At 22.4% G+C, this 21671-nt stretch carries 21 protein-coding genes and 1 other RNA gene; 5 read left to right on the forward strand and 17 right to left on the reverse strand.

Annotated elements, in window-relative coordinates:
• Window positions 1-973 precede the first annotated feature (973 nt).
• Together CWO85_RS03180 and CWO85_RS03185 are read right to left on the reverse strand one after the other, a co-directional pair.
• The gene (locus tag CWO85_RS03180) at window positions 974-1369 is read right to left on the reverse strand and encodes a hypothetical protein (protein WP_121464176.1); all 396 of its coding nucleotides are present in this window, start codon (window positions 1367-1369) and stop codon (window positions 974-976) included.
• A gap of 483 nt (window positions 1370-1852) precedes the next feature.
• A complete protein-coding gene (locus tag CWO85_RS03185) occupies window positions 1853-2293 on the reverse strand; it encodes a hypothetical protein (RefSeq protein WP_152031109.1) in 441 nt (146 codons plus the stop codon).
• 4 nt (window positions 2294-2297) lie between these two features.
• Between CWO85_RS03185 and CWO85_RS03665 the strand changes: the two genes are divergently transcribed.
• A complete protein-coding gene (locus CWO85_RS03665; protein WP_161554992.1) occupies window positions 2298-2447 on the forward strand; it encodes a hypothetical protein in 150 nt (49 codons plus the stop codon).
• A 21-nt stretch (window positions 2448-2468) separates the two neighbouring features.
• Here the strand turns inward: CWO85_RS03665 and obgE are convergent, their stop codons facing one another.
• From obgE to CWO85_RS03250, 14 genes are all read right to left on the reverse strand, one after another.
• Window positions 2469-3761 carry a GTPase ObgE gene (gene obgE, locus CWO85_RS03190; protein WP_121464178.1) on the reverse strand — a complete coding sequence of 431 codons (1293 nt, stop codon included), beginning with the start codon at window positions 3759-3761 and terminating at the stop codon, window positions 2469-2471.
• An 11-nt stretch (window positions 3762-3772) separates the two neighbouring features.
• Complete coding sequence (gene rpmA, locus CWO85_RS03195) at window positions 3773-4066, reverse strand: 50S ribosomal protein L27 (protein WP_121464179.1); 294 nt, start codon at window positions 4064-4066, stop codon at window positions 3773-3775.
• A 24-nt stretch (window positions 4067-4090) separates the two neighbouring features.
• On the reverse strand, window positions 4091-4402 hold the full coding sequence (locus tag CWO85_RS03200; protein WP_121464180.1) for a ribosomal-processing cysteine protease Prp: 312 nt from the start codon (window positions 4400-4402) through the stop codon (window positions 4091-4093).
• Window positions 4403-4409: 7 nt separating this feature from the next.
• The gene (gene rplU, locus CWO85_RS03205; RefSeq protein WP_121464181.1) at window positions 4410-4727 is read right to left on the reverse strand and encodes a 50S ribosomal protein L21; all 318 of its coding nucleotides are present in this window, start codon (window positions 4725-4727) and stop codon (window positions 4410-4412) included.
• Window positions 4728-4950: 223 nt separating this feature from the next.
• The gene (gene trhO / locus CWO85_RS03210; protein ID WP_121464182.1) at window positions 4951-5883 is read right to left on the reverse strand and encodes an oxygen-dependent tRNA uridine(34) hydroxylase TrhO; all 933 of its coding nucleotides are present in this window, start codon (window positions 5881-5883) and stop codon (window positions 4951-4953) included.
• 198 nt (window positions 5884-6081) lie between these two features.
• Window positions 6082-6651 (reverse strand): hypothetical protein, encoded by a 570-nt coding sequence (locus tag CWO85_RS03215; protein WP_121464183.1) that lies wholly within the window; start codon window positions 6649-6651, stop codon window positions 6082-6084.
• Between the two features lie 61 nt (window positions 6652-6712).
• The gene (locus CWO85_RS03220; protein ID WP_121464184.1) at window positions 6713-7174 is read right to left on the reverse strand and encodes a hypothetical protein; all 462 of its coding nucleotides are present in this window, start codon (window positions 7172-7174) and stop codon (window positions 6713-6715) included.
• A 57-nt stretch (window positions 7175-7231) separates the two neighbouring features.
• Window positions 7232-9931, reverse strand: coding sequence for a PHP domain-containing protein (locus tag CWO85_RS03225; RefSeq protein ID WP_121464185.1), 2700 nt, complete (start codon window positions 9929-9931; stop codon window positions 7232-7234).
• A gap of 53 nt (window positions 9932-9984) precedes the next feature.
• Window positions 9985-11493 carry a lysine--tRNA ligase gene (lysS, locus tag CWO85_RS03230; protein ID WP_121464186.1) on the reverse strand — a complete coding sequence of 503 codons (1509 nt, stop codon included), beginning with the start codon at window positions 11491-11493 and terminating at the stop codon, window positions 9985-9987.
• Window positions 11494-11779: 286 nt separating this feature from the next.
• An RNA gene (gene rnpB / locus CWO85_RS03235) (RNase P RNA component class B) lies at window positions 11780-12207 on the reverse strand.
• 745 nt (window positions 12208-12952) lie between these two features.
• On the reverse strand, window positions 12953-13216 hold the full coding sequence (locus tag CWO85_RS03240) for a hypothetical protein (protein WP_121464187.1): 264 nt from the start codon (window positions 13214-13216) through the stop codon (window positions 12953-12955).
• The gene (locus tag CWO85_RS03670) at window positions 13204-13344 is read right to left on the reverse strand and encodes a hypothetical protein (RefSeq protein WP_161554993.1); all 141 of its coding nucleotides are present in this window, start codon (window positions 13342-13344) and stop codon (window positions 13204-13206) included. Before CWO85_RS03670 ends, CWO85_RS03240 begins: the two co-directional genes overlap by 13 nt.
• 263 nt (window positions 13345-13607) lie before the next feature.
• Entirely contained in the window at window positions 13608-15161 is a 1554-nt protein-coding gene (locus CWO85_RS03245) for an N-6 DNA methylase (protein WP_121464188.1), read from the reverse strand.
• 17 nt (window positions 15162-15178) lie between these two features.
• Window positions 15179-15406, reverse strand: coding sequence for a hypothetical protein (locus CWO85_RS03250; RefSeq protein WP_121464189.1), 228 nt, complete (start codon window positions 15404-15406; stop codon window positions 15179-15181).
• 659 nt (window positions 15407-16065) lie between these two features.
• Here CWO85_RS03250 and CWO85_RS03800 point away from each other — a divergent pair.
• Entirely contained in the window at window positions 16066-16923 is an 858-nt protein-coding gene (locus tag CWO85_RS03800; RefSeq protein ID WP_236628361.1) for a hypothetical protein, read from the forward strand.
• Between the two features lie 1351 nt (window positions 16924-18274).
• Here the strand turns inward: CWO85_RS03800 and CWO85_RS03260 are convergent.
• Entirely contained in the window at window positions 18275-19579 is a 1305-nt protein-coding gene (locus tag CWO85_RS03260; protein ID WP_121464190.1) for an ATP-binding protein, read from the reverse strand.
• Window positions 19580-19770: 191 nt separating this feature from the next.
• On the opposite strand from CWO85_RS03260, the gene CWO85_RS03265 reads away from it, so the two are divergent.
• Genes CWO85_RS03265 through CWO85_RS03275 form a run of 3 tightly spaced genes read left to right on the forward strand, consistent with a single transcriptional unit; the run spans window position 19771 to window position 21610 of the window.
• On the forward strand, window positions 19771-20166 hold the full coding sequence (locus CWO85_RS03265; protein WP_121464191.1) for a hypothetical protein: 396 nt from the start codon (window positions 19771-19773) through the stop codon (window positions 20164-20166).
• Window positions 20166-21026, forward strand: a complete 861-nt coding sequence (locus CWO85_RS03270) for a hypothetical protein (RefSeq protein ID WP_121464192.1) — start codon at window positions 20166-20168, stop codon at window positions 21024-21026. Before CWO85_RS03265 ends, CWO85_RS03270 begins: the two co-directional genes overlap by 1 nt.
• Window positions 21023-21610, forward strand: a complete 588-nt coding sequence (locus tag CWO85_RS03275; RefSeq protein WP_121464193.1) for a lambda-exonuclease family protein — start codon at window positions 21023-21025, stop codon at window positions 21608-21610. Before CWO85_RS03270 ends, CWO85_RS03275 begins: the two co-directional genes overlap by 4 nt.
• Window positions 21611-21671: the final 61 nt, after the last annotated feature.

Below are 21671 nucleotides of genomic sequence, written 5' to 3' on the forward strand. Positions count from 1 at the left end.
CACAAGTGGGTATACAAGAAACTATGATATCAGTTAAATTAAATAATAATACAACAAAAATGTTGAAAAAGAACAATGTCTTGTTAACATACATGTCATCTGATTTTAACAACTGCAAATATATTTAAAAATTTGAACCAGTCTTTTAAAATAAGGCCTTTCCTATTTCCTGTTTATTAATTGATTTTTTTTTTTTTTTCTCTTTTATTTTTTGAGTTTAGGAAATAAAAAAAATCAAACTCAAATTTTAATTTTTGAGTTTGATTTTTAATGTTAATTTTGTTTTTTTTTTTTTTTTGAATTAAAAGTTTTTTTATAAAATAAATTAAAACAAATAAGCTATTATTTGTATAGTTAAATTAAATTTATGTTCAATTTAATTTAACTAAAATAAAAGTATACATAATTGACATTATTTTTATTTAATTATAAAATAATAAAAACATATAGAATAGGTTAAAAAATGAAATTAAATTCATATTTTTTTTTTTTTTTATTATAATCATTTTATATTTTTTATTTCATACTAATGTTATAAAATCCAATTTATTTAATAATAAACCTATAGAAACTATATCTAATATCGTAAAATATGATAAATTAGAAGAATTTGAATTTGAATTTGGAAAAATTTACCTTAACAAAAAAATTTTAAAAAATTTAATAAAAAAATTTCCTTATTTATTAGGTGTAAGTTCGCATGAAATAGAACAACAATTGCATAAAAATTATTATATTATATATTCAAATGATCATATTCAATATGATGAAAAAAAACGAAAAATAATGGTCAAAAATATACAAAATTTACTAAATCATCGTATTTTTTTTGCTAAAAATTATATCAAAATTAATCCAGGTTTTTATAAATTTAGAGATATTTATTCAATTAGTTTACGTATTTATTTAAAATTTATAAAAAAAGAAAATAAATACATTATAAAAAAAATAATTAAAATAGTTAATTAAAATATTAAACAATGTATATACAAATATCACCATTACTTTTTGTTTCGTATTTTGGGTTTTTTCTCGGAGGAATTGTGGATATTTTTTTCCAAAATATAATCATTTTTGATGGTGAGGAATCGTATCTCTCCGCTTTTTCTTTTAACTTTTCTAATGTCATAATTTCGTCTTTTGTTTCAGGTCTTATTGCCACTTTTACTGCTCGAAAATAAACAGCTATTGGTGCATATTCTTTCTCGTTCTTTTTATCTCTCTTAAATTTAGTTATACAATCCCTGTTACATTCTGAATTATACCCACATGACAAAACTTTTATATTTTCGTCATATCTCTTTTTTAAAATTTTTTCTACTCTTGCTGTTGTACCGTTTTTCTCAAAATATACATCTATTTTTTGCATTTAGAACACCTCTTAATTTTTTTTAAAAATATATTTTTATTTTTGGGTAGTTTTTTGATAATTTAGAACTTTTCAAAGATTAATAAATTTAAAAATTAAAATTATTAATTTTATGCTCTGATTCTAACACAAAAAAAATAAATATCCAATATAAAATAAAAAAAATTTTAAATTTTTAAAAACAAAAAAACAAAGAAAAAAGAACTAAAAAACAAGACTACAAAATTTTATATATAAATTATTGTAGTCTTGTTATATTTTATTTTTTTTATTAACAAATAAAAAAAGGGTTACTTTTGCCGTTGAATTATTTTTATTTATAAAAATCAATAATTTTTTTAAAAATTTTAATTTTTTTTATTTTTTGACATTTATTTTTAGTATTTATTATAGAATATTTAAAACAGTTTTATTTTATAAAAATCGAAAATTATAAAAAACAAATAACTTATATCAATCTAAAAAAATATTATAATTTAAAAATTAAAATAATGATAAAAGTTCTTTTTTGACTCTTTTATAAATAAAGGCAATAATAAAAGATAATATAAACAAAGAAACAAATTTAATAAGTAAATTCCAAAAGACGAATCTCTTGAAACCAAAAACATTTGCTTTCAAATTTAAAGAATAATTTTTATCTAAAAAAACAAATTTGATCCAAGCCATGCTAAGAAGTTGATAAAAAATAAAATGCATAATAAAAATAAAAGTTATAGAAAAATAAATTCTCAATAAAGAATCTTTTTTTTTAGTTAAAATAAAACCAGGTAAAATACCCCAAATCAAACCATAAATTAAACTTAAAATAGGATTATATACCCAACGACTAGCACGTGCGCTATACCAAAATGCAATACCCTCTGATAAAAATGCTCCTATAAAAGCGAAATATTTTTTTGAATATAAAGGGATAATAAGCAAAGGAATGAAACATAAAAAATCTACAAAAACAATTGATCCTAATGTTTTTGTGAAAATCTTACCTTTAATGTATTTATTAGAAACAATTTTTATTAGAATAGATAAAGCAGATAATATAGATGCTAGAATGATTTGCCTCAAAATAGATTCATAATGATCGTATTTTTTGTGAATTTTATTTTTCGTAAAAAAATTCTTCATTTACTAATTCGAAGACATAATCACAAATTTTAACTTTATCTTTATCTTTCATACCTTTTTGTTTTAATTCTTTCTCTATCCCTATTTTTTTCAATGAATAAGAAAACTTTTTTAATGATTCGTAATTATTCAAATCTGTTCTATGAAATAATTTTTCTATTTTTGGTCCTTTAACTATAAAATAATTTTGTTCATCTTTATAAATATTAAATTTATCTTCATCTTCTAAGGTAAATAATTTATAACTTTGACGAAGATGTTTATCATCTTGATTTTGGTTATTTTGGTAATCAATCAATAAATCTTTTATTTTGTATATTAAAATTTCTAAATTAAAATGATTCCAAACAGAAGAAGGGATGATTTCTTTATCAATTAAATTATTTTTAAAAGAAGCTAATTTAGCTTCAGCATCTGGTAAATCTATTTTATTGAACAAAATAATTTGTGGTTTTTCTAAAATTTTAGGATTGTATTTTTTTAATTCTTCATTTAATTGACAATATTTTTCGTAAACATCATTATGATCGGCGCTACATATATGTATTAAAACTTTACACCTTTCAATATGTTTTAGAAAATCAATTCCCATACCACGACCTAAATGAGAATCTTTGATTAAACCAGGAATATCAGCTACTGTAAAACTAAAATCTTTTCCACTAACTACCCCTAAAAAAGGTTTTAAAGTTGTAAATGCATAAGAAGCTGCTTTAGATTTGACATTAGAAATAGCAGAAATCAAAGAAGATTTGCCTACATTAGGAAAACCAATTAAACCGACATCAGCTAAAACTTTTAATTCTGTCCTAATAGTTAAGTTTTCTCCTAAATCTCCTTTTTCTGCAAAAGAAGGGATTTTATTTTTAGAATTAGCTAAAGAATAATTTCCTCTTCCGCCCTTACCACCCTTGGCAATAACCAATTGGTATCCATCTTCTAAAATTTCACCAATAAATTCTTGATTTTCGTTATTATAAATTAACGTCCCTAAGGGGACTTTTATAAAAGAATCAAGGGCCTTAGATCCATTCTGGTTTTTGTTTTTACCGTTTTCGCCATTGGAAGCTGTAATTTTTCTTTGATATTGTAATTTAAATAAAGTATTAATTCCTGAATCACCTACAAAAATAACAGAACCGCCATGGCCTCCGTTACCACCTGAAGGTCCTCCGTAAGGAACATATTTTTCTTTTCTAAAAGAAACAATTCCGTTTCCGCCGTTACCAGCTTTCACGAAATTGATTGCTTCATCTATAAAATTCATTTATTATTTTTTTAATTAACTTTTTTTTCGACAAATTGCATAGAAACTTGTTTTTTATTTTTACCTTTAATTTGGTATTTAACTACACCACTAATTAAAGCGAATAAAGTATGATCTTTGCCCATACCTACATTATCACCAGGAAATATTTTAGTTCCTCTTTGGCGGAAAATAATAGCCCCTTTATGTGCATATTGCCCATCAGATAATTTAGCGCCTAACCTTTTAGAATGAGAATCGCGTCCATTACGAGTAGCACCTACACCTTTTTTTGAAGCAAATAATTGAATATTTAATTTTAACATTATATAAAATACCTCTTTAATAAATCAATCTTTAATTTCTTTTAAATATTTAGGATAATTTTTACTTAAATCTTTTAAGTTATATTCTAAATTTAATAATAATTTATTAATTATAGAATCAAATTTTAATAATTGAAGAGAAAAAGAACCTTTTTTTAAAGAATAATTAATATTTGATTGTAATTCGAAAATTTCAATAGCATTTATAGTTATTATGATAGCTGTCGAAACAGAAGCACAAACAATATCATGATTTTCAGGAGCATATAAAGCATGCCCTTTAATGCTTATTTTTTTTATTTTTTCATCTTCTTTAATAAAAAAATATTTGATCATATCGAACTTAAACAATAATTTTAGTAATTAACAATTTAGTATATAACTGTCTATGACCTTGTTTTAAACGATATTTCTTTTTTTTTTTATATTTGAAAACAATAATTTTTTTATTTTTACCCTGTTTAATTACTTTAGCTTCTATTTTAGCCCCATTTATAAATGGAGTTCCTAAAACGCTTTCATTTTTTTCATTATCTTCTATAGCTAAAACTTGATCAAAAACATGTTTTTGATCTACTTCAAGAGGTAATTTTTCAACAAAAATTTCTTGACCTTCACATATTTTTAATTGTTTATTTCCAGCTTTAATAATAGCGAACATAAATAAATACCTATAATTCTTTCTAATTAATAATTTTAGTAATTTTTGTAAATAATGTTTTATTCAGAAAAAATAAATAAAAAAAGACAATAAACAACAAATGATATTGAATTTTTTCTATATAATATATAAATTATTATATAATATAAAATACAAAAAATCCATAGTTATCTTAATAAATTAAATAATATTAATTAATATATTCGTTTAATATTATTGAAAATTAATCTGTTTTATTTAAATTTTCTTTATTTTTCGATAAATAACGATTATTTTTATTTAGACTGCATTCTAAAGAACAACTACCTAAATATTTAATTTCATTTTCTTCACTGCACAAAATTTGTTTATTACAACTAGGATTACCACAATTGATATATCTTTCGCAAGGTTTCTGATCGAAAAAATCTCTTCCTACTATAATATTTTCTTTTTTGTTAACTTTAGTGGCTATTCTTTGATCGAAAACATAAACTTGGCCATCAAATAATTGACCCTGAACTTCTGGTTCTTGGCTATATTTAATAATACCACCTTTTAATTGATAAACTTCATCTAATCCTTTAGAACGTAATAAAAGAGATGCTTTTTCACAACGAACTCCACCAGTACAATAAGTTAAAACTTTTTTATTTTTAAAAAAAGATAAATTTTTGTCAACCCATTCTGGAAAATCACGAAAATTAGAAATGTTAGGGTTAATAGAATTCCTAAAATGACCTAAATTATATTCATAATCGTTTCGAACATCTAAAACAACTACATCTTCTTCTTTTAACGCTTGAAAAAATTTTTTAGGTTCTAAATAACTATCAGAATTACTTTCAGGAAATAAATCTTTATCCAATTTTAAAGCTACTATTTCTTTTCTTACTTTGATAGATAACCTAGGAAATACATGTTTATGATGCGTATCTATTTTAAAATCAATATTTTCGAAACCTTTTATTTTTTTTAAATCTTCCATGTATGTTTCGATGTCTTCTTTTAATCCTGACAAAGTACCATTGATTCCTTCAGAAGAAACAATAATTCTTCCTAAAAGATTTAATTTTTGACAATAATTCCGATGTTCTTCTTTGAATTTTTCAGGGTCTTCGATATGAATATAATTATAATATAAAATAATGAAATAATTTTCTTTTTTATTAGACATTTTAAGATCGCAAATTCCTTATCTTAAAAAAATTTAGATATTATAAAATTTTTTTAAATTTAAAAACATAAATTTATTGTATAAACGCTATATTCATTATAATATAAAAAAGTAATTCTAAAAGAAAAATTTTTATTTAATAAAGGTAATAAATAAAAATATTTAAATTTGATAAAAAAGTAATTTAAAATTTTAAATTTATTTATCAAAAATATCTTTTAATCGATTTTTTAAATAAAAAACACAAAAACCTCCTATAAACAAATTAGTTATGAAAGGAGTTAAATTGAATAATAAAGCTGAAATCAAAATATTTTGTTCTGAAATATGTTTTTTTAATGATTCTCTATAAATAAAAATACTAGATAAAGAAGTAGATAACATTCTTAAAAAATTAATTAATAAAAAAAACAAAAAAAACTCTTTTTGATTATTTTTTTTATAAAAACAGAATCCCGAAAGACTAATAATTAAATTAGGTAATATGTAATCCAAAAAAATAGAAAAATAAATTTGAGTATTATTAAAATTTAAACTTTGGGCTAAAATTGTGAAAGAATAAAAACTTCTTATTAAATGCCAAAGAGTATAAAAAATACAAATAATCAAGCCATTTAAAAAACCTAAAAAATAACCTCCTAAAAAAAGAACAACTAAAGTTAATTTAAAAAATTTTATTTGAAAAATTGAAAAAAAAATATCAATTAGTATTGATATACTAATAAAAAAAGAAGTATCGATTATTTTATATAAAGAAGTTCTTTTCACGAATAAAAACCTCAAGAAGAATATTTTTTAATAATTCTTCTTTTTCTATTAGTTTATTTTTTTAATTTTTGAAAAATATTTTTCCAGAAAAAACAAATTCTAAAAAATAAACAATGGAAGGGATTCCGATCGAAATCCAAATGCCAATACAAGCGCCTACTAAAGTTCCTAAGCTAATTCCGTTAAATCCTTTTTTTAAAACAAATAGAACAACAAAAATAATAATCCCGATAAACATTCCTTTAAAATTAATAAAACTTTGTTCACTTATTTCTGAATTATCTATTTTTTTATCTTGATGTTGTTCAATTTTTTTTGTATTATCTTTAAAAATATCTGAAACATCTTTAAATCCATTATTATCTTTCCAAATTGATCTATTTTCAACATTAAAAGAGACTGTAAAATAAAAAAATATAAAACCTAAAATAATAATTAAAAAACGAAAATATTTATTTTTACGAGAACAATTAGGAACAATTTTATCTTTGAAAAATAAAGTTAATTTCTTACATAAATTCATTATAAATGATATTTTCCTATTTCTATAATTTTTGATATATTATATTTAAATAATATATTAATTCAGAACAACATTTAAATTAAAACCAAAAATTCTATAAATTTCTTTTTTTAAATATTCTTCTGGTAATTCATCTAATAGAATTTCTTTTTTGAAAGAAAGCAAATATTGTTCATGTTCTAAATAATCTAAATTAGATTCATTTAATAAAGTGTTTTTATTTAAACCAAAATCATCAAAAACACCTGCTAAAACTAAATCTTTTAATAAATCATTATTTAAAACCTTTTGGCATCTATTTTTAAAATCAAAAAAATTAACAAATTTTTTCTTAATTCTTTCATTTATGAAAAATGAAGCTATTTCGTTATTTACATTTCTAATCAAAGTCAAAGGTAATACAAGTTTTTCTTTTGATAATTCATAATCTACACCACTAATAAAAATATTAGGAGCAATAATTTTAATTTTATTTGTGTTTTTTATTTTTTTTAATAACATTTCTTTATCATAAGAAATATTTTGATTTTCATTTAAAATAACTGTTAAAAAAGGAACAAGAAAATGAGTTTTCAAATAAGCCATACGATAACTAATTAAAGAATAAGACACACTATGACTTTTATTAAAACTATAATTAGAAAATTTTAAAATATAATCATAAATTTGATTTGCTAATTGTTCAGAATGACCTTTTTGTTGACTGCGTTTGACAAATTCTGATTTAATTAAATTTTTGTCATTATCTGAAATAACTTTTTGAATGATATATTTCATGAAAATTTCTGCTTCGCCAAAATCATAACCAGCAAAGGAAACAGATATTTCCATTATTTGTTCTTGATATAAAATAATTCCATATGTATTTTTTAAAATATGTTCTATATAATTATAAACTGATTTTTCAATTAAAAAATTTTTTTCTGCCTGTTTATTGCGACAATAATCATTAATATAATTGATTTGACCTGGTCTATTCAAAGCTAAAACAGCATTCAAATCTTCAAAATTTTGAGGTTTAATTTTTCTTAAGACCTGTTTGGCCGCTGAAGATTCTAATTGAAAAATATATTCTGTATCTCCTTTTTGTAATAATTGATAAGTTTGGTAATCATTTAAAGGAAATTGTTGCCAAGATATTTTTTCTTCTCTTTGTTTGTTGATTTCTTTTAAAATTTTATCAATTAAAGATAAACTATTCAAACTTAATAAATCTATTTTGGATAAACCTATCTTTTCTAAATAATTAGCATCTAATTGAGTTTGATATTTGAAAGGAGAGTTAGCATGAGGATTTTTTTGAATTGGAATATTTTCTAATAAATTTTTATTACTGATAATAACACCTGCTGGATGTGTTCCTGTAAATTGAGGCATTCCTTTTAATTGAGAAAGAATTCTAATTTGTTTCGGATCAGATTTATTAACTTTTAGATTTTTTTTCAGATAATTAATATAATTAGCATTTCTAACAAAAGATTTAGTAGTTAAAGTGTTAAAAGTGATTATATTAGCCGTATAATTTTCTCCATATTTTTCATAAATATATTTTAAAATAATATTTATTTTATCATCTGGAAAATCTAAATCAATATCTGGTTTTTTATTTCTTTTAGGATTCAAAAACCTTTCGAAAAGCAGATTATAATATAAAGGATCTGCCTCTGTAATGCCTAAACAAAAACAAACTAAAGAACCAGGAGACGACCCTCTTCCAGAACCTAAAAGAATTTTTTTTTCTCTTGTATATCTTACTATATCAAAAACAATTAAAAAATAATCTTCATAATGCATATCTTTGATAATTTTTAATTCTTTTTGTAATCTCTTTAAATAAAGAGGAAATTGAGAAGAAGAAACAGAAATTTTTTGTTTCAAAAAAGAATTTGTTATTTCTTCTAAATATGCAAAAGAATTTTTTGTAGAAGAATCTTTCCATATAGGAAGTCCAATGTCAGAAGGAAAAAGTTTATTATATTGAATTTTATCCATGAAAGAATTTAAATCTAGAAAACATTCTCGATAATCACTATCATTATAATAATAATTATATTTATTTTGAATTTCTTTTAGATTCAAAAATTGAAAAGACATCTTTTCATCTGAAGAATTTTGTGAATATTTCCAAGGATTATTTAATTCCAATAATAATTTATGCCCTTCTTCTTGTTCAGGTTCCAAAAAATTAGTTTTATGAGCTGGAACTACAAAAATTTTTAATTTTTTTATTAAAGGTAAAAAAATATCAACAAACATTTCTAAATTTTGTGATTGTAAAGACAAGCCAACAAAGAAAAAATTTAAATTATTTTTTAATTGAGTTAAAATTGGTTCTATTAATATAGGATAATTTATATTAGAAAGTTCGAAATCTATATTAGATAAAACAAAAAAGAGACCTTCTTGAAATTGTTTTAAAATTTCTAAAGTGATATTTTCTTGTTTGATTTTGATTAAATTAGATATTTTAATTAAATTATTAATTCCTATATCATTTAGAGCATAAATTAAGAAATTAATTCTTTTATCTTGATCAATAATTTCTTTTAAAGATAAAAATATTTTCATTCCTAAGATGGGTTTAATCTTGTGTTTTTGACAAAGTTCAAAAAAATTAACCATTCCATGCAAATTTTCATGATCACTTAAAGCTAAAAATTGATATTGATTTTCTTTTGCTTTTTTAACTAGAGATTCTAATGAAGGAATACTTTCCATAATACTATAAAAACTTTGAAGATAAAAAACACCTATCATTTTGGAACCTCTAATGAAATAATTTTTTTGATAATTGCAAAATAAAAAGAATTTTAAATATCTTTTATTTTTTTGATTTTTGTATTATTAGCGAAATGTGGGAATAAAATCACATCTCTAATATTAGAAGTGTTAGTTAACAACATAACCAAACGATCTATTCCTAAACCTAAGCCTCCTGCGGGTGGCATTCCATATTCTAAAGCTTCGATAAAATCTTGATCTAACTCTTCGGCTTCACTATTTCCTAATTGTCTTTCTGCTAATTGTTCTTGAAAACGTTTTTCTTGTTCTATAGGATCGTTTAACTCACTAAAGGCATTAACTAATTCTTTCCCAGCTATAAATAATTCAAATCTATCCACTAATGCTTCATTTTCAATATTTTTTTGTGCTAAAGGACTTACTTCATAAGGATAATTATAAATAAAAGTTGGCTGAATTAAATTCTTTTCAACAAATTCTTCAAAAAAAGAAACTATAATATGACCTTTAGTATGAAAAGATTTTACTTCAATATTATTTTCTTGAGCTAATTTTTGGCATTGTTCTAAAGTCATTTCTTGACGAAAATCAATACCTGTTTTTGTTTTGATTATATCAATCATATCAAATTTATCAAATTTATTAAAATTAATCGAATGTTCTTGATAATCAAATTCTAAACGTCCTAAAACTTCCATACAAATCTCTTTTAAACAAGATTCGATTAATTCCATAAGATCTTTCATATTTGAATAAGCTAAATATGCTTCTATTGTTGTAAATTCTGGATTATGAGTAGCATCAATTCCTTCATTTCGAAAAACTCTACCTATTTCATAAACAGCATTTATCCCACCGACTATTAATTTTTTTAATGGTATTTCGGTAGCTATTCTTAAATAAAAATTAGATTCTAAAGCATTATGATAAGTGATAAAAGGTTTAGCGGCTGCTCCACCAAAAACAGAATGTAAGATAGGTGTTTCTACTTCTAAAAAACCTTTATTATCGAAAAAATTTCTAATCATTTTTATTATTTTTGTTCTTATAAGAAATTTTTTTCTAGTTTCAGAGTTTATAATAAGATCAATATATCTTTTCTTTCTAATATACTCTTTATCTTTTAAACCTTTATATTTATCTGGCAAAGGCATTAAACTTTTGCTTAAATGAACTAAATTAAAAGCTTTTACACTTAATACTCCCGTTTTAGTTTTGAATAAGCAACCTGTAACTCCTACAATATCACCTAAATCTATTTTTTGATAAATATTAAAAGCTGTTTCAGAAACTAATTTTTTATTTAAATAAATTTGAATAGAATCATCAAAATTTTGTAAAAGAAAAAAACCTGCTTTTCCTTGGCTTCTATTAGTAACGATTCTACCTGCGATATCAACTTTAATCTCCTTTACGGATAATTCATCATGACTACAAGATTCATATTTATTTAATATATCTAAAATATTGTTTTTAACAGCAAAATAATTACGAAAAGGGTCTACATTTAATTTTTTTAATTCTTCTATTTTGTTTCTTCTAATGACATATTGTTCTGTTTTCTTTTTTATAATCATAAACTTTATTAATAACCTTTTTTATTTTTTTAATAAAAATAATGAATTCGAATATATTATGTTATTTATATTTTTTTATTTAATTATTTATTAAATTAAAAAATTCGAAATAATGATAATTTTTATTTATTAAAAAAATAAAGATCATTTTTTTAATAAATAAAATTCAAATATCTATTCATATATAATTATAAATTATAATATATTAATTGTAATTATTTTATATTTAATTCTGAATAAACAAAAAAAGAATCTTTTAAAAAAAGATTCTATTTTAAAAAATAACACGAATAAGCCATGTTCTGTTCTTGTTTTTTTATCAAAAACAAGTGTGATCATTTATCTCTACTTTTATTTCTAAAAATAGTATAAAAACCAATTATAAAAATTTACATTAGGAAAAACTGATTTTTATATGCTCCTACCATAATTTTGGATTGTTAGCTTGAGGGGTTTACCGCGTTTCACTTAATTATTTCTAATTAACTCGTCTCTGTGGCACTTTATTTTTTATTTTCATAGACTTTATTATAAACAATATATAATATGTCTTTAGAATTTAAAAAGCCGTTGCTTGAAAAAAATCAAACACCTTAAGTTATTTTTTCCTTAAGCACAAACACTACATGCTTTCCTACGAACATGTGCTAACATGGACTTTCCTAAACTTAATTTTATCACTTGAATAAAATTAAACTTCGATCACCACTTTGTTATCTTTTAACAATAATATTGTAACAAAAATTTATATAAAAAAACTATTTAATTTTTAATTATTGTAATTTTAATTATATATAACAACGAATAAAGATTTTTTTCAAAAAATCTAAATAAAAAAATAATACAATCAATTAAAACTGAACTGCCATTCTATATTATATACGGTATTGTAAAAATAATAATTTTGTTTAATCAATATAAAATACGTACTATTTATCAACAACTATTTTTAATAAATAATACAAAAACGAACGTTAATATTTTTTTCACCTTATTCAATTTATTTTTTGAATATTTTTTGCTTTCTTTTTATAGTTAAACAATATTCGCGACCGTTTAGATTACATTAATATTCCGAATTTAATATTTATAATAAAAAAGTAAAATTAAATATTTTATTTTTATTTTTTTATTAAATTTACATATATAAAATATAATTTGATGTTATAAATTTTTTTATTTTAATCTTTTAAGAATATAATGAATATCCTTAAAAAAATCAAAAAACAGAAATACTTTTTTTTATATAGAAAAAACTTATACTTTTTAACTATTTTTTTAGTTTAAAAAATATTTTATTTGGTTTTTAGGAATAAATAAATTACAAAATTTTAATTTTGTTAGTTTTGTATGAAAAAACATTACTTTTTCATTAATTTTATTTTTTAATTATTGTTAAAATAGAAATTATGAAAAATAAAATAAACAATAAAAAAAATTGAATTATTACAAAAGTTTTCTAACTTATTAATTTTTCTAATAAAATATTATTTATTTTTTCTTTAACTTCATCAACTTGTTTTTTTAATTCATTGAATTTTTTTAGTTCTGGATTTAAATAATTATTATATTGGAATAGTTTTTCTTTAGAAAAAGGAATAACGGCGTTTAAAAAAATTTCTTCATGAACTCGTGTTTGAGCTGTGCCTTTGTCATTTTTACGAAAATATTCAATCAACAAAGGTGTATTTAAAAGGTGAGTTAGTAAATTTAAACTAACCATGAATAATTAGGATTTAATTTAAAACAAACAAAATCTCTAGAATAAACACCTCCGCGTATATCATTATTAATTTTTCCAAAAGCTCCATTACAAGCTCCTAATTTAGAATAACAAAAATTTTCATCCAAAATAATAAATCTGGATTTTTAACCTTTTTTTCCACCTATATCTTTGCCTTTTAAAAATTTATTATTGCCTCTTTTTTTAATTCCGTACCCATTACTTTGAATAGTGATTTGAAAATACTCTTTTTCTGATTCAAGTTTAATAGGAACTCGTGAAATAGTTAAAATATCTCGAAGAAATACGGAATCAAGAGTTTTAATTTCAAATAAAGGTTGAAAAGAAAAATCTTGTTGTGCTATTTTATCATAATTAAAATTTTGGCGATTTAAAGATGTTGGATCTTTAATATTTTATCTAAACTAAATCCAACATTATCAATATAAATAAATTCTAAATTACCTTTTATTCCTTGATATTCTAAATATAAAATACATGTCTTAGCATTAGTATAAGGTTCGAAAACACCTTGAGGTAAGGAAAAGATTTTTACATCATAACTACTGATAATAAATTTCCTTGTATCTTTTAGATTTTTATGAAAAATAAATTGTTCAGGAACAATAATACAAGCTCGAGAACTTAAATTTTTACTTAAAGCGTCTAAACAATGTTGAACACAAATAGAATTACCATTATTACTCGAAATATCGTATAAATTATTTGTATTATTGCCAAATTTCATATTAAAAGGGATATTGGTGATGACGATATCATATTGATTAGTTCTTTTGTGAATTAAAGAACCGCCTTTTTGTTGAACAACATTAGCATGACCATCTCCTACTAAAATCATATTCATTTTAGCTACATAAGCTATTGAATTAATATCAGCACCATAAATAGAATTTTCTTTTAAATTTTGTAAAGCTTTTTTGTCATTTTTGTCTATTTGTTTTTTTATATATTCAAAGACATTGATTAAAATTCCGCCTGAACCACAAAAAGGATCATATATTTTTTCTCCCGGTTTCAGTTCTACTAAATCACACATAAAACGAATAATATTACGAGGAGTAAAATATTGAGCTAAATCATCATTTAAACCACGATAACCTAAAAAAAATTCAAAAGCACTCCCTTTAACGTCAAGTGATGTGTTTATAAAATCAATTTCGCTTAATTTTTCGACAATATATTTTACTTCTTTAGCGTGATGTTTAACATCCAGTTTTAATTCTTCTCCGTATTTATTCATTTGATATTTTTTATTTAATTTTTTTAAATTTCCATTAATGATATGAATAATATCTTCTTGAGAAGCATTAACAATATTTGTCCAAATATTATTAATCTTGTCTTTTTCAGAAATTAAACGCAAAAATAATATTTTACAAAATTCAGTAAATCTTTCGTCTCCTTTTTTTAAACCTGTTGCCCAAAGAACATCTTCTAATTTTTTTAATTCTTGAATAAATTGATTTTCAGATTGAATTTTTTTACCAAAATTAAAATTAATTTTATAGTTATCGACAAATTTTTCTAAATCTTTTTTTTGCACAAAATCAACTAAAGGAGTGTCGCCAAATTGAAGTTCTTCATTAAAGAAAAGATGTTTAGAAAATAAACGATATCCATCATAGCTAAAAATTAATTTAATTCCTAATTTTTTAGCATATTCTTCTGCTTGTTTTTCTGCATTTAACAAATTAGAATTTGGCTTTTTAGTTTCAATAATAGCTAAGGGTTCGTTTTGTCGGGAATAAATAATAAAATCTGGTTTTCTGCCAGCTAATTTTTTTGATTCCTCTTTATATTTAGGTTTTTGTAAATAAACATCTTTATCAGGATTTTGTATATCAGTGATATATCCTAATGATTCTAATTTTTTAATAACTTTATTTTCTACATCACGTTCAGTATTATTTAAGTAAATTGACATATTATTTCATCATCTATCTAATTTTTAGTTTGTTTAATATTAGATGATTCAAGTTTTGTTTTAGGAGATTTAGTTTGTTCTGATATATTTTTTTCTTCGACTGTTTCTTCTGTAGTAGTATTTCTTAAAGTTTGTGGATATTCAAGAGTAGTTGGCTTATTGAAGTTCCGATATACTGATGAAAAAATCGCAATGATAGCTGTATGGGTTCTCCTAATTACATTTTTTTTTGTTTGATATTTCATATTTAGAGTTTTAATACCTTTTCTGAAGTTTATTTAAGTTAAAAAAAATTTTTTAACTTTTAAAAATAATAATTTTAATTTTTTTATTATTTTATATAAGAATTTTAGAAAAAAAAAAAAAAAACAACTTATATATATTTTTTGAATAATAAGTTTGAAATATTTCTTAATCTTATCTTATACAAAAGAAAAAAGTCGAATCAGTTATTTTTAAATAAATGATTTGTCTTTTGGCGTTCCCTCTAGCCAAAAATAAACGTTTTTTTTAAATTGATGAATAATTTTTTATTAAAAGATAATGAATTTTTATACTAATTGATTATAGATTTTTTTATTTTTAAAAAATTTTCGAATAACACTTTTCTTAATATTATCTTTTTTAATATTTTTATAAAATATATGAAAATTATTTTTTTAATAATTAGTTTTGAAGATTTTTAAAAAAAAATATTGAAATTTTTCGAATCCTAAATTTTTTAAAAATCGATGATTTGACTTTTTTTCTTTTACATAAGATAAGATTAAAAAAGATTTCGAAATTATTATTCAAAAAATATATATAAGTTGTTTTTTTTTTTTTTTGTTTAGAATCTTTATGTAAAATAAAAAAATCTTTTTTAATTTACATAAAATCAATAAAAGGTATTAAAACTCTAAATATGAAACCTCAAAAAAAAATATATCTTTGGGCAGTATCTGCGGTTATTGTCGTAATTTTTGCATTAGGATATTGGCACTTCACTAAAACAACGACTCCAAATAATCCTAATACAAAAAAAATAGTTGAAAAGCAAAATAAATTAGAATCACCAAACGCTGAAATACAAAACCCACAAGAACCACAAGAAACACAAAGTCCACAAGATTCAAAAGAAAAACAAAACCCACAAGAAATACAAGAAACACAAAGCCCACAAGATTCAAAAGAAAAACAAAACCCACAAGAACCACAAGAAACACAAAGTCCACAAGATTCAAAAGAAAAACAAAACCCACAAGAAATACAAGAAATACAAAGTCCACAAGATTCAAAAGAAAAACAAAACCCACAAGAAATACAAGAAATACAAAGTCCACAAGATTCAAAAGAAAAACAAAACCCACAAGAAACACAAGAAATACAAGAACCACAAGAAACACAAAGCCCACAAGATTCAAAAGAAAAACAAAACCCACAAGAAATACAAGAAACACAAAGCCCACAAGATTCAAAAGAAAAACAAAACCCACAAGAAATACAAGAAACACAAAGCCCACAAGATTCAAAAGAAAAACAAAACCCACAAGAAATACAAAGTCCACAAGATTCAAAAGAAAAACAAAACCCACAAGAAACACAAAATAAACAACCTAAACATATAAAATCGGGCAAGAGCGGATTCATACGTTCTTTAACAAACTTATTCAAGACACCCAAAAACAACAATACAAACAAGGAGCAGATAGAAACCAAGGAACAAAAGACGACCAACAATTACCAGACAGAAACCAAAAGAAACAAGACCCACAAGAAATAGATAGAAAAATAGTAATTCAATCAACACAAAATAAACAATCTGACTATATAACAAAGGCGACATCATACATTCTTTAAAAAACTAAAGCAAAAGTAAAAAAAATAACGTTGAAATAACAATTGAAAAATCAAACACAAAATATTTAAAGATAGCCCAAAATATTTAAAATTTTTCGACAAAACTAAACCAACAATAACTAAAAATATTTATTTAAAACAGTTAAGTAAATTTAAATAATTAAATATCTTTTAAAGATCTTCAAACGGAAGGTCTTTTTTTATACCTAAATTTATTATCAAAGTAACGTTAAAAAATTAAATTAATCGTTTTCAAAGAAATTAATAGTAGTAAGAAAAAGCACTTTTATTTTTTAATACAATTTTCTATTTTAAAATTGTTCTGAAATGCTTAAAATTAAGTTGGGTTGTGTTCCATCAAAATAGAACCAGTTGGAAAGTTCAAAAATTAAAAAAGTAAACTATTTATTAATTACTATTATCGTAACATAAAAAAAATAAAATGTCAAGTAAAAATTAAAAATTTTATAAATTTATTTTAAAAAATTTAACTAAACAAAGAAAAAAAGAAAAAGAAAGAACCAAAGAAAAAGAAAAAAAGAAAACATATGTTAAAAAAAAAAAAAAATAATATATATATATTATTTTTAAAAATCTTTAATCTTGTTTTTTTATTATAACAAAAAATATATATTTTGTCAAATATTTTTTTTAAAAAAATTTAAAAAAAAGCAAGATTTAAAAAAAAAAAAAAACAAGATTCAAGATTTTTAAAAATATTTAAAATTTTAAAAAAAACAAGATTCAAGATTTTTAAAAATATTTATTAATCAATTTTTTTTATATAAATTTGATTAAAAAAATTAAATAAATAACAAAATAATTAAAAATGGCGGAATGTTCGGTCTAATTTTAAGATATCATCAAAAATGACAGCTTTAAAGGTGTCTATTCTTTATTAAAAAGTATCTAGTAATAGTATTCTACTTAAAATTAAAAAAAATGTCTTATTTAAGTTATTTTGCCTCTCATAGAGAGAATTTATAGTTTATTTTAACCTCTATTTTATTGTTTCTAAATTTTTTATGAAAATTAAATTAAATTTTTTTGTTTTGGCTGAATATTTTTTTCAATGAGGTATTCAAAAAGAAAACCAACAAGTCAAGCCCTCATTATTATTTGAGAGCGTTTTGTTGGTTTTCTTTTTGATATTTAAAATGGTAAAACCACAAAAAGCCTCTATTCTCTTTTAAATCAAAAATCTTTTTTTATTATAAAGGAATTTTTGATTAAAAGTTGTTTTTTTTCATCTCTCTTTTTGTGGTAAATTGTTTTTATTTTTCTTTGGTATTCATTTTCTCTGTATATAAAGTAATATATTGTTTTTTTGGATTAAAGTGAAGGTAGTAAGTAGCGTTTCTACCTTTTTCCCATCTTTTATTTTGTTGTAAAGGACATCGAACTTCATTGACGTAAAAGTCTTTATCTTCTTCTAATAAATATTTAGGACCTTTGTATTTCATTTGGATAGTGTCGTCGATACTGATAAAAGAATTGTTAAATTTAGAATCTTCCTTACTTAAACTATCTATATCAAACTGTGAACATACAAAATAACTCATTTCACTACCTCCAAGACCTTTATAAGGAGGCATTTTATTTGTATAATACCAATTATTGAAAGGTTCTCTAATAAAAGGCGCTAAATCTTTAGGAATTTTATCTTTGTATTGACATTGATCGAAACCGTTGAAACGACTCAAAATATAAGTTTTTTGAATAGGTGTCTTATCTTTATTTGGTTCTAAATATTTTAAAGTTCCTTGTTTCCATTCTTTATATTGATCTTCGCATTCTTTACGATAAGCTAAGATTTCTCCTTTAGTTTTCTTAATTCCTAAAAGATTATCTAAGGCTTCATCTAAATCAGAAGATAACATGACTTCATGATTTTGATTTTCAAAGGCGAAACGGTCATAATTCGTAGCCGCTTCCGTTACTAATTTAACCCAATCACGATTGGATAAAGTTTTCTCTTTGATTTCTATATTTATTTTATGTTTTTGAGCTTCTTCTTGAGCTTCTTTTTGAGCTTCTTCTTGAGCTTCATTATTAATTTTTTCTAAATGCTTATAAGCTCTTGTCACTAAACTTTCTAAATGATTAACAGCGTGATAACTTAAACGATAATTATTTTTTAACATAAACCATTTTAAAAAACCAGGTGTTTCTTCTTTTTTAAAAGAATCTATTTTAATTTCTTTTTGAAAACGACTTCTTAAAGCGCCGTCAATTTGTTCTAAATGGTTAGTACCACCCATTAAAATAATTTTTTTATCAGTTCTTTTAAAACCATCTAATTTTAATAATAAATTATTAATAATGTTTTTAGAAGTTTGATTAGCGTTTTTATCTTCACGATTCGCTAACCCACTAATTTCATCAATGAAGATAATTGTTTTCTCATGGGATTCAGCTTCGGCCCAAATCTTTTCTAATTCTTCATTACCTTCTCCGACATAGGTTTTATCAAATTGAGAAGGATCGACAGAAATATAATGAGCGTCTACTTCACCGCTTAATGCTTCCATTAAATGACTTTTTCCTGTTCCAGGAGGTCCATATAATAAAATACCCATGGGTTTTAAATTCCGATAACCAATAATATGTTTTTTGGCATTAAAATAATGAATAATATTAGCGAATTGTCCCGCTCCACTAAAATGGAACCAGTTGGAAAGTTAAAATAAGTCAACTATTTATTAAAAAAATAGTTTGACTTATTTTTTTTGTTTCGAAATAAGTCAAACTGAAAAAGGAGATTTCAAAAATGAATAAATATTTATATGGTTTAAAAGAAATCATTAATTTTTTGATTATAAATAATTATTTTAAGATTTATTTATTCCATCAAAAAACTAATTTTAATCTAGATAATCAGACTTTATATCTTAATTATGCTGACCTTTATGAAATACTGGTAATTTTTAAAAAAATAAAAAGTCCACCTTTTAAAATTCAAATGAATTTACAAATGACTAAAAAATATACTTTTGATCTTCAAAAGAAAATTTTATATTTGAAAAAAGAACCTGAAATAAATAAAATGGTCGCTTTAAATGAAAAATTATATCAACAAGCATTTGGTAATTCTGAGTCTCAAGATGTTTATGCTGATTTAATTGAAAGAACCCGAAAACAACTTTTTGGAAATAATGATTTCTGATGAAAAAAACACAAAATAATCAAATCATCCTTACTTATCAAGAAGAAATTAAAAATAAAATAAAAACTTTCCCTGAATTAAAAGATTTGATTTATGGCCAAGATTATCATGAAGAAGATTTAATCACTATTGGAAATTATTTAAAAGCTGAAAAAGAAACATCTTTTGGTTATCAATTAATTTTGAAAAAGAAACCATATATACAGATAGTTTATAAAGAAACAGAAAAAAGTGTCTTTTATAGATTTCAAAATAAACTTCAAAAAATTCATACTTTATTTAATCAAAGTTTAGATTTTCTAAATTTAAAACAAATTAATATTGAAATTTTGAAAAGAAAAATAGTTCAAAAATATTGGAATGATTTTGAAAGTGAACAAACAAAACCTAGTTTATATCTCTATGGTGATTTTAATACTGGTAAAACGTTCTTCTTTAAATTAATAATGAAATATTTTTTAAAAGAAAAACAAGATTTTTTGTTTCTTTTCCTTCCAGATTTACCTAGACAATTTAAACCAGGATGGTTTGATGAAGAATTAAACCATAAAATGGATTGTTTAAGAAATATTCCTTATTTATTTCTAGATGATTTAGGAGCGGAAAATTTAACGGTTTATTTTCGCGATGATATTTTCTATTCTCTTTTAAACGCTCGTCAAGAAAAAGGATTAATTACTTTTATTAGTAGTAATTTAAATCCTCAACAATTGTTAGAACATTTGAAAATTAATAACGATAATAACCAAACTATGAAAGCTTTTCGAATCATTAATAAATTAAAGAAAATGTGCCAATTTTATAATTTAGATTTGACTCATAATAATTTAAATCAATTTCCAAAAGGAGTTTTAAAATGAAAATTAATTTAAAACAGAATAGTTGGGCTTGGTTTCAACATCGTAAAAAATATGTTAACGCTTCTGAAATAGGAACCATTATGGGGTTAAACCCTTATGAAACAAAAGAAGATTTAATTAAAAAAAAATTATTTGGTAGTACCTTTATTTCTAATCCCGCGATGGAACATGGTAAAAAAACCGAACCTCAAGCGAATTTATTCTTTTCAGTTAAAACAAAAAGAAATTATGAGCCAACAGTATTTACAAGAGATATTTTTTCCGCTTCTTTGGATGGTTATCATGCAGAAAGTAAGACGATGTTAGAAATAAAATGTCCTTTGGATAAAAATAGTTCCTCATGGAAAGAATTTTTCGAAAACGACATTATACCTCCTTATTATTGGGCCCAAATCCAATGTAGTTTATTTTGTTCCGAAAGTAAAAGTGCCTTTTTTTTAGTGTACTTTAATCCCCGAGAACATTATCTCCAAGAAGTATTTTTAAAATCTTCTTTTATTGAAGAGATGAAAATTAAAGCTCAGGAATATCAAAAAATTTTACAACAATATCAAACATTAATGAAAGCAGGAAAAGAAGATTAAAGATGACAAACACAAAACAAAATATAAATAAGAAAATAATAAAAATAAAAGGAGTTGAAAA

It is taken from the genome of Candidatus Phytoplasma ziziphi (assembly GCF_003640545.1).
GTDB classification, from domain to species: domain Bacteria; phylum Bacillota_I; class Bacilli_A; order Acholeplasmatales; family Acholeplasmataceae; genus Phytoplasma; species Phytoplasma ziziphi.

Coding starts and splice junctions, on each gene's coding strand:
- CWO85_RS03270 (WP_121464192.1), top strand. CDS start 20,166: ATGAAAAAAACACAAAATAATCAAATCATCCTTACTTATCAAGAAGAA.
- CWO85_RS03240 (WP_121464187.1), bottom strand. CDS start 13,216: ATGGTTAGTTTAAATTTACTAACTCACCTTTTAAATACACCTTTGTTG.
- CWO85_RS03250 (WP_121464189.1), bottom strand. CDS start 15,406: ATGAAATATCAAACAAAAAAAAATGTAATTAGGAGAACCCATACAGCT.
- CWO85_RS03245 (WP_121464188.1), bottom strand. CDS start 15,161: ATGTCAATTTACTTAAATAATACTGAACGTGATGTAGAAAATAAAGTT.
- lysS (WP_121464186.1), bottom strand. CDS start 11,493: ATGATTATAAAAAAGAAAACAGAACAATATGTCATTAGAAGAAACAAA.
- CWO85_RS03800 (WP_236628361.1), top strand. CDS start 16,066: ATGAAACCTCAAAAAAAAATATATCTTTGGGCAGTATCTGCGGTTATT.
- CWO85_RS03200 (WP_121464180.1), bottom strand. CDS start 4,402: ATGATCAAATATTTTTTTATTAAAGAAGATGAAAAAATAAAAAAAATA.
- CWO85_RS03665 (WP_161554992.1), top strand. CDS start 2,298: ATGAAACATAAAAAATCTACAAAAACAATTGATCCTAATGTTTTTGTG.
- CWO85_RS03220 (WP_121464184.1), bottom strand. CDS start 7,174: ATGAATTTATGTAAGAAATTAACTTTATTTTTCAAAGATAAAATTGTT.
- obgE (WP_121464178.1), bottom strand. CDS start 3,761: ATGAATTTTATAGATGAAGCAATCAATTTCGTGAAAGCTGGTAACGGC.
- trhO (WP_121464182.1), bottom strand. CDS start 5,883: ATGTCTAATAAAAAAGAAAATTATTTCATTATTTTATATTATAATTAT.
- rplU (WP_121464181.1), bottom strand. CDS start 4,727: ATGTTCGCTATTATTAAAGCTGGAAATAAACAATTAAAAATATGTGAA.
- CWO85_RS03260 (WP_121464190.1), bottom strand. CDS start 19,579: ATGGGTATTTTATTATATGGACCTCCTGGAACAGGAAAAAGTCATTTA.
- CWO85_RS03225 (WP_121464185.1), bottom strand. CDS start 9,931: ATGATAGGTGTTTTTTATCTTCAAAGTTTTTATAGTATTATGGAAAGT.
- CWO85_RS03265 (WP_121464191.1), top strand. CDS start 19,771: ATGAATAAATATTTATATGGTTTAAAAGAAATCATTAATTTTTTGATT.
- CWO85_RS03275 (WP_121464193.1), top strand. CDS start 21,023: ATGAAAATTAATTTAAAACAGAATAGTTGGGCTTGGTTTCAACATCGT.
- CWO85_RS03180 (WP_121464176.1), bottom strand. CDS start 1,369: ATGCAAAAAATAGATGTATATTTTGAGAAAAACGGTACAACAGCAAGA.
- rpmA (WP_121464179.1), bottom strand. CDS start 4,066: ATGTTAAAATTAAATATTCAATTATTTGCTTCAAAAAAAGGTGTAGGT.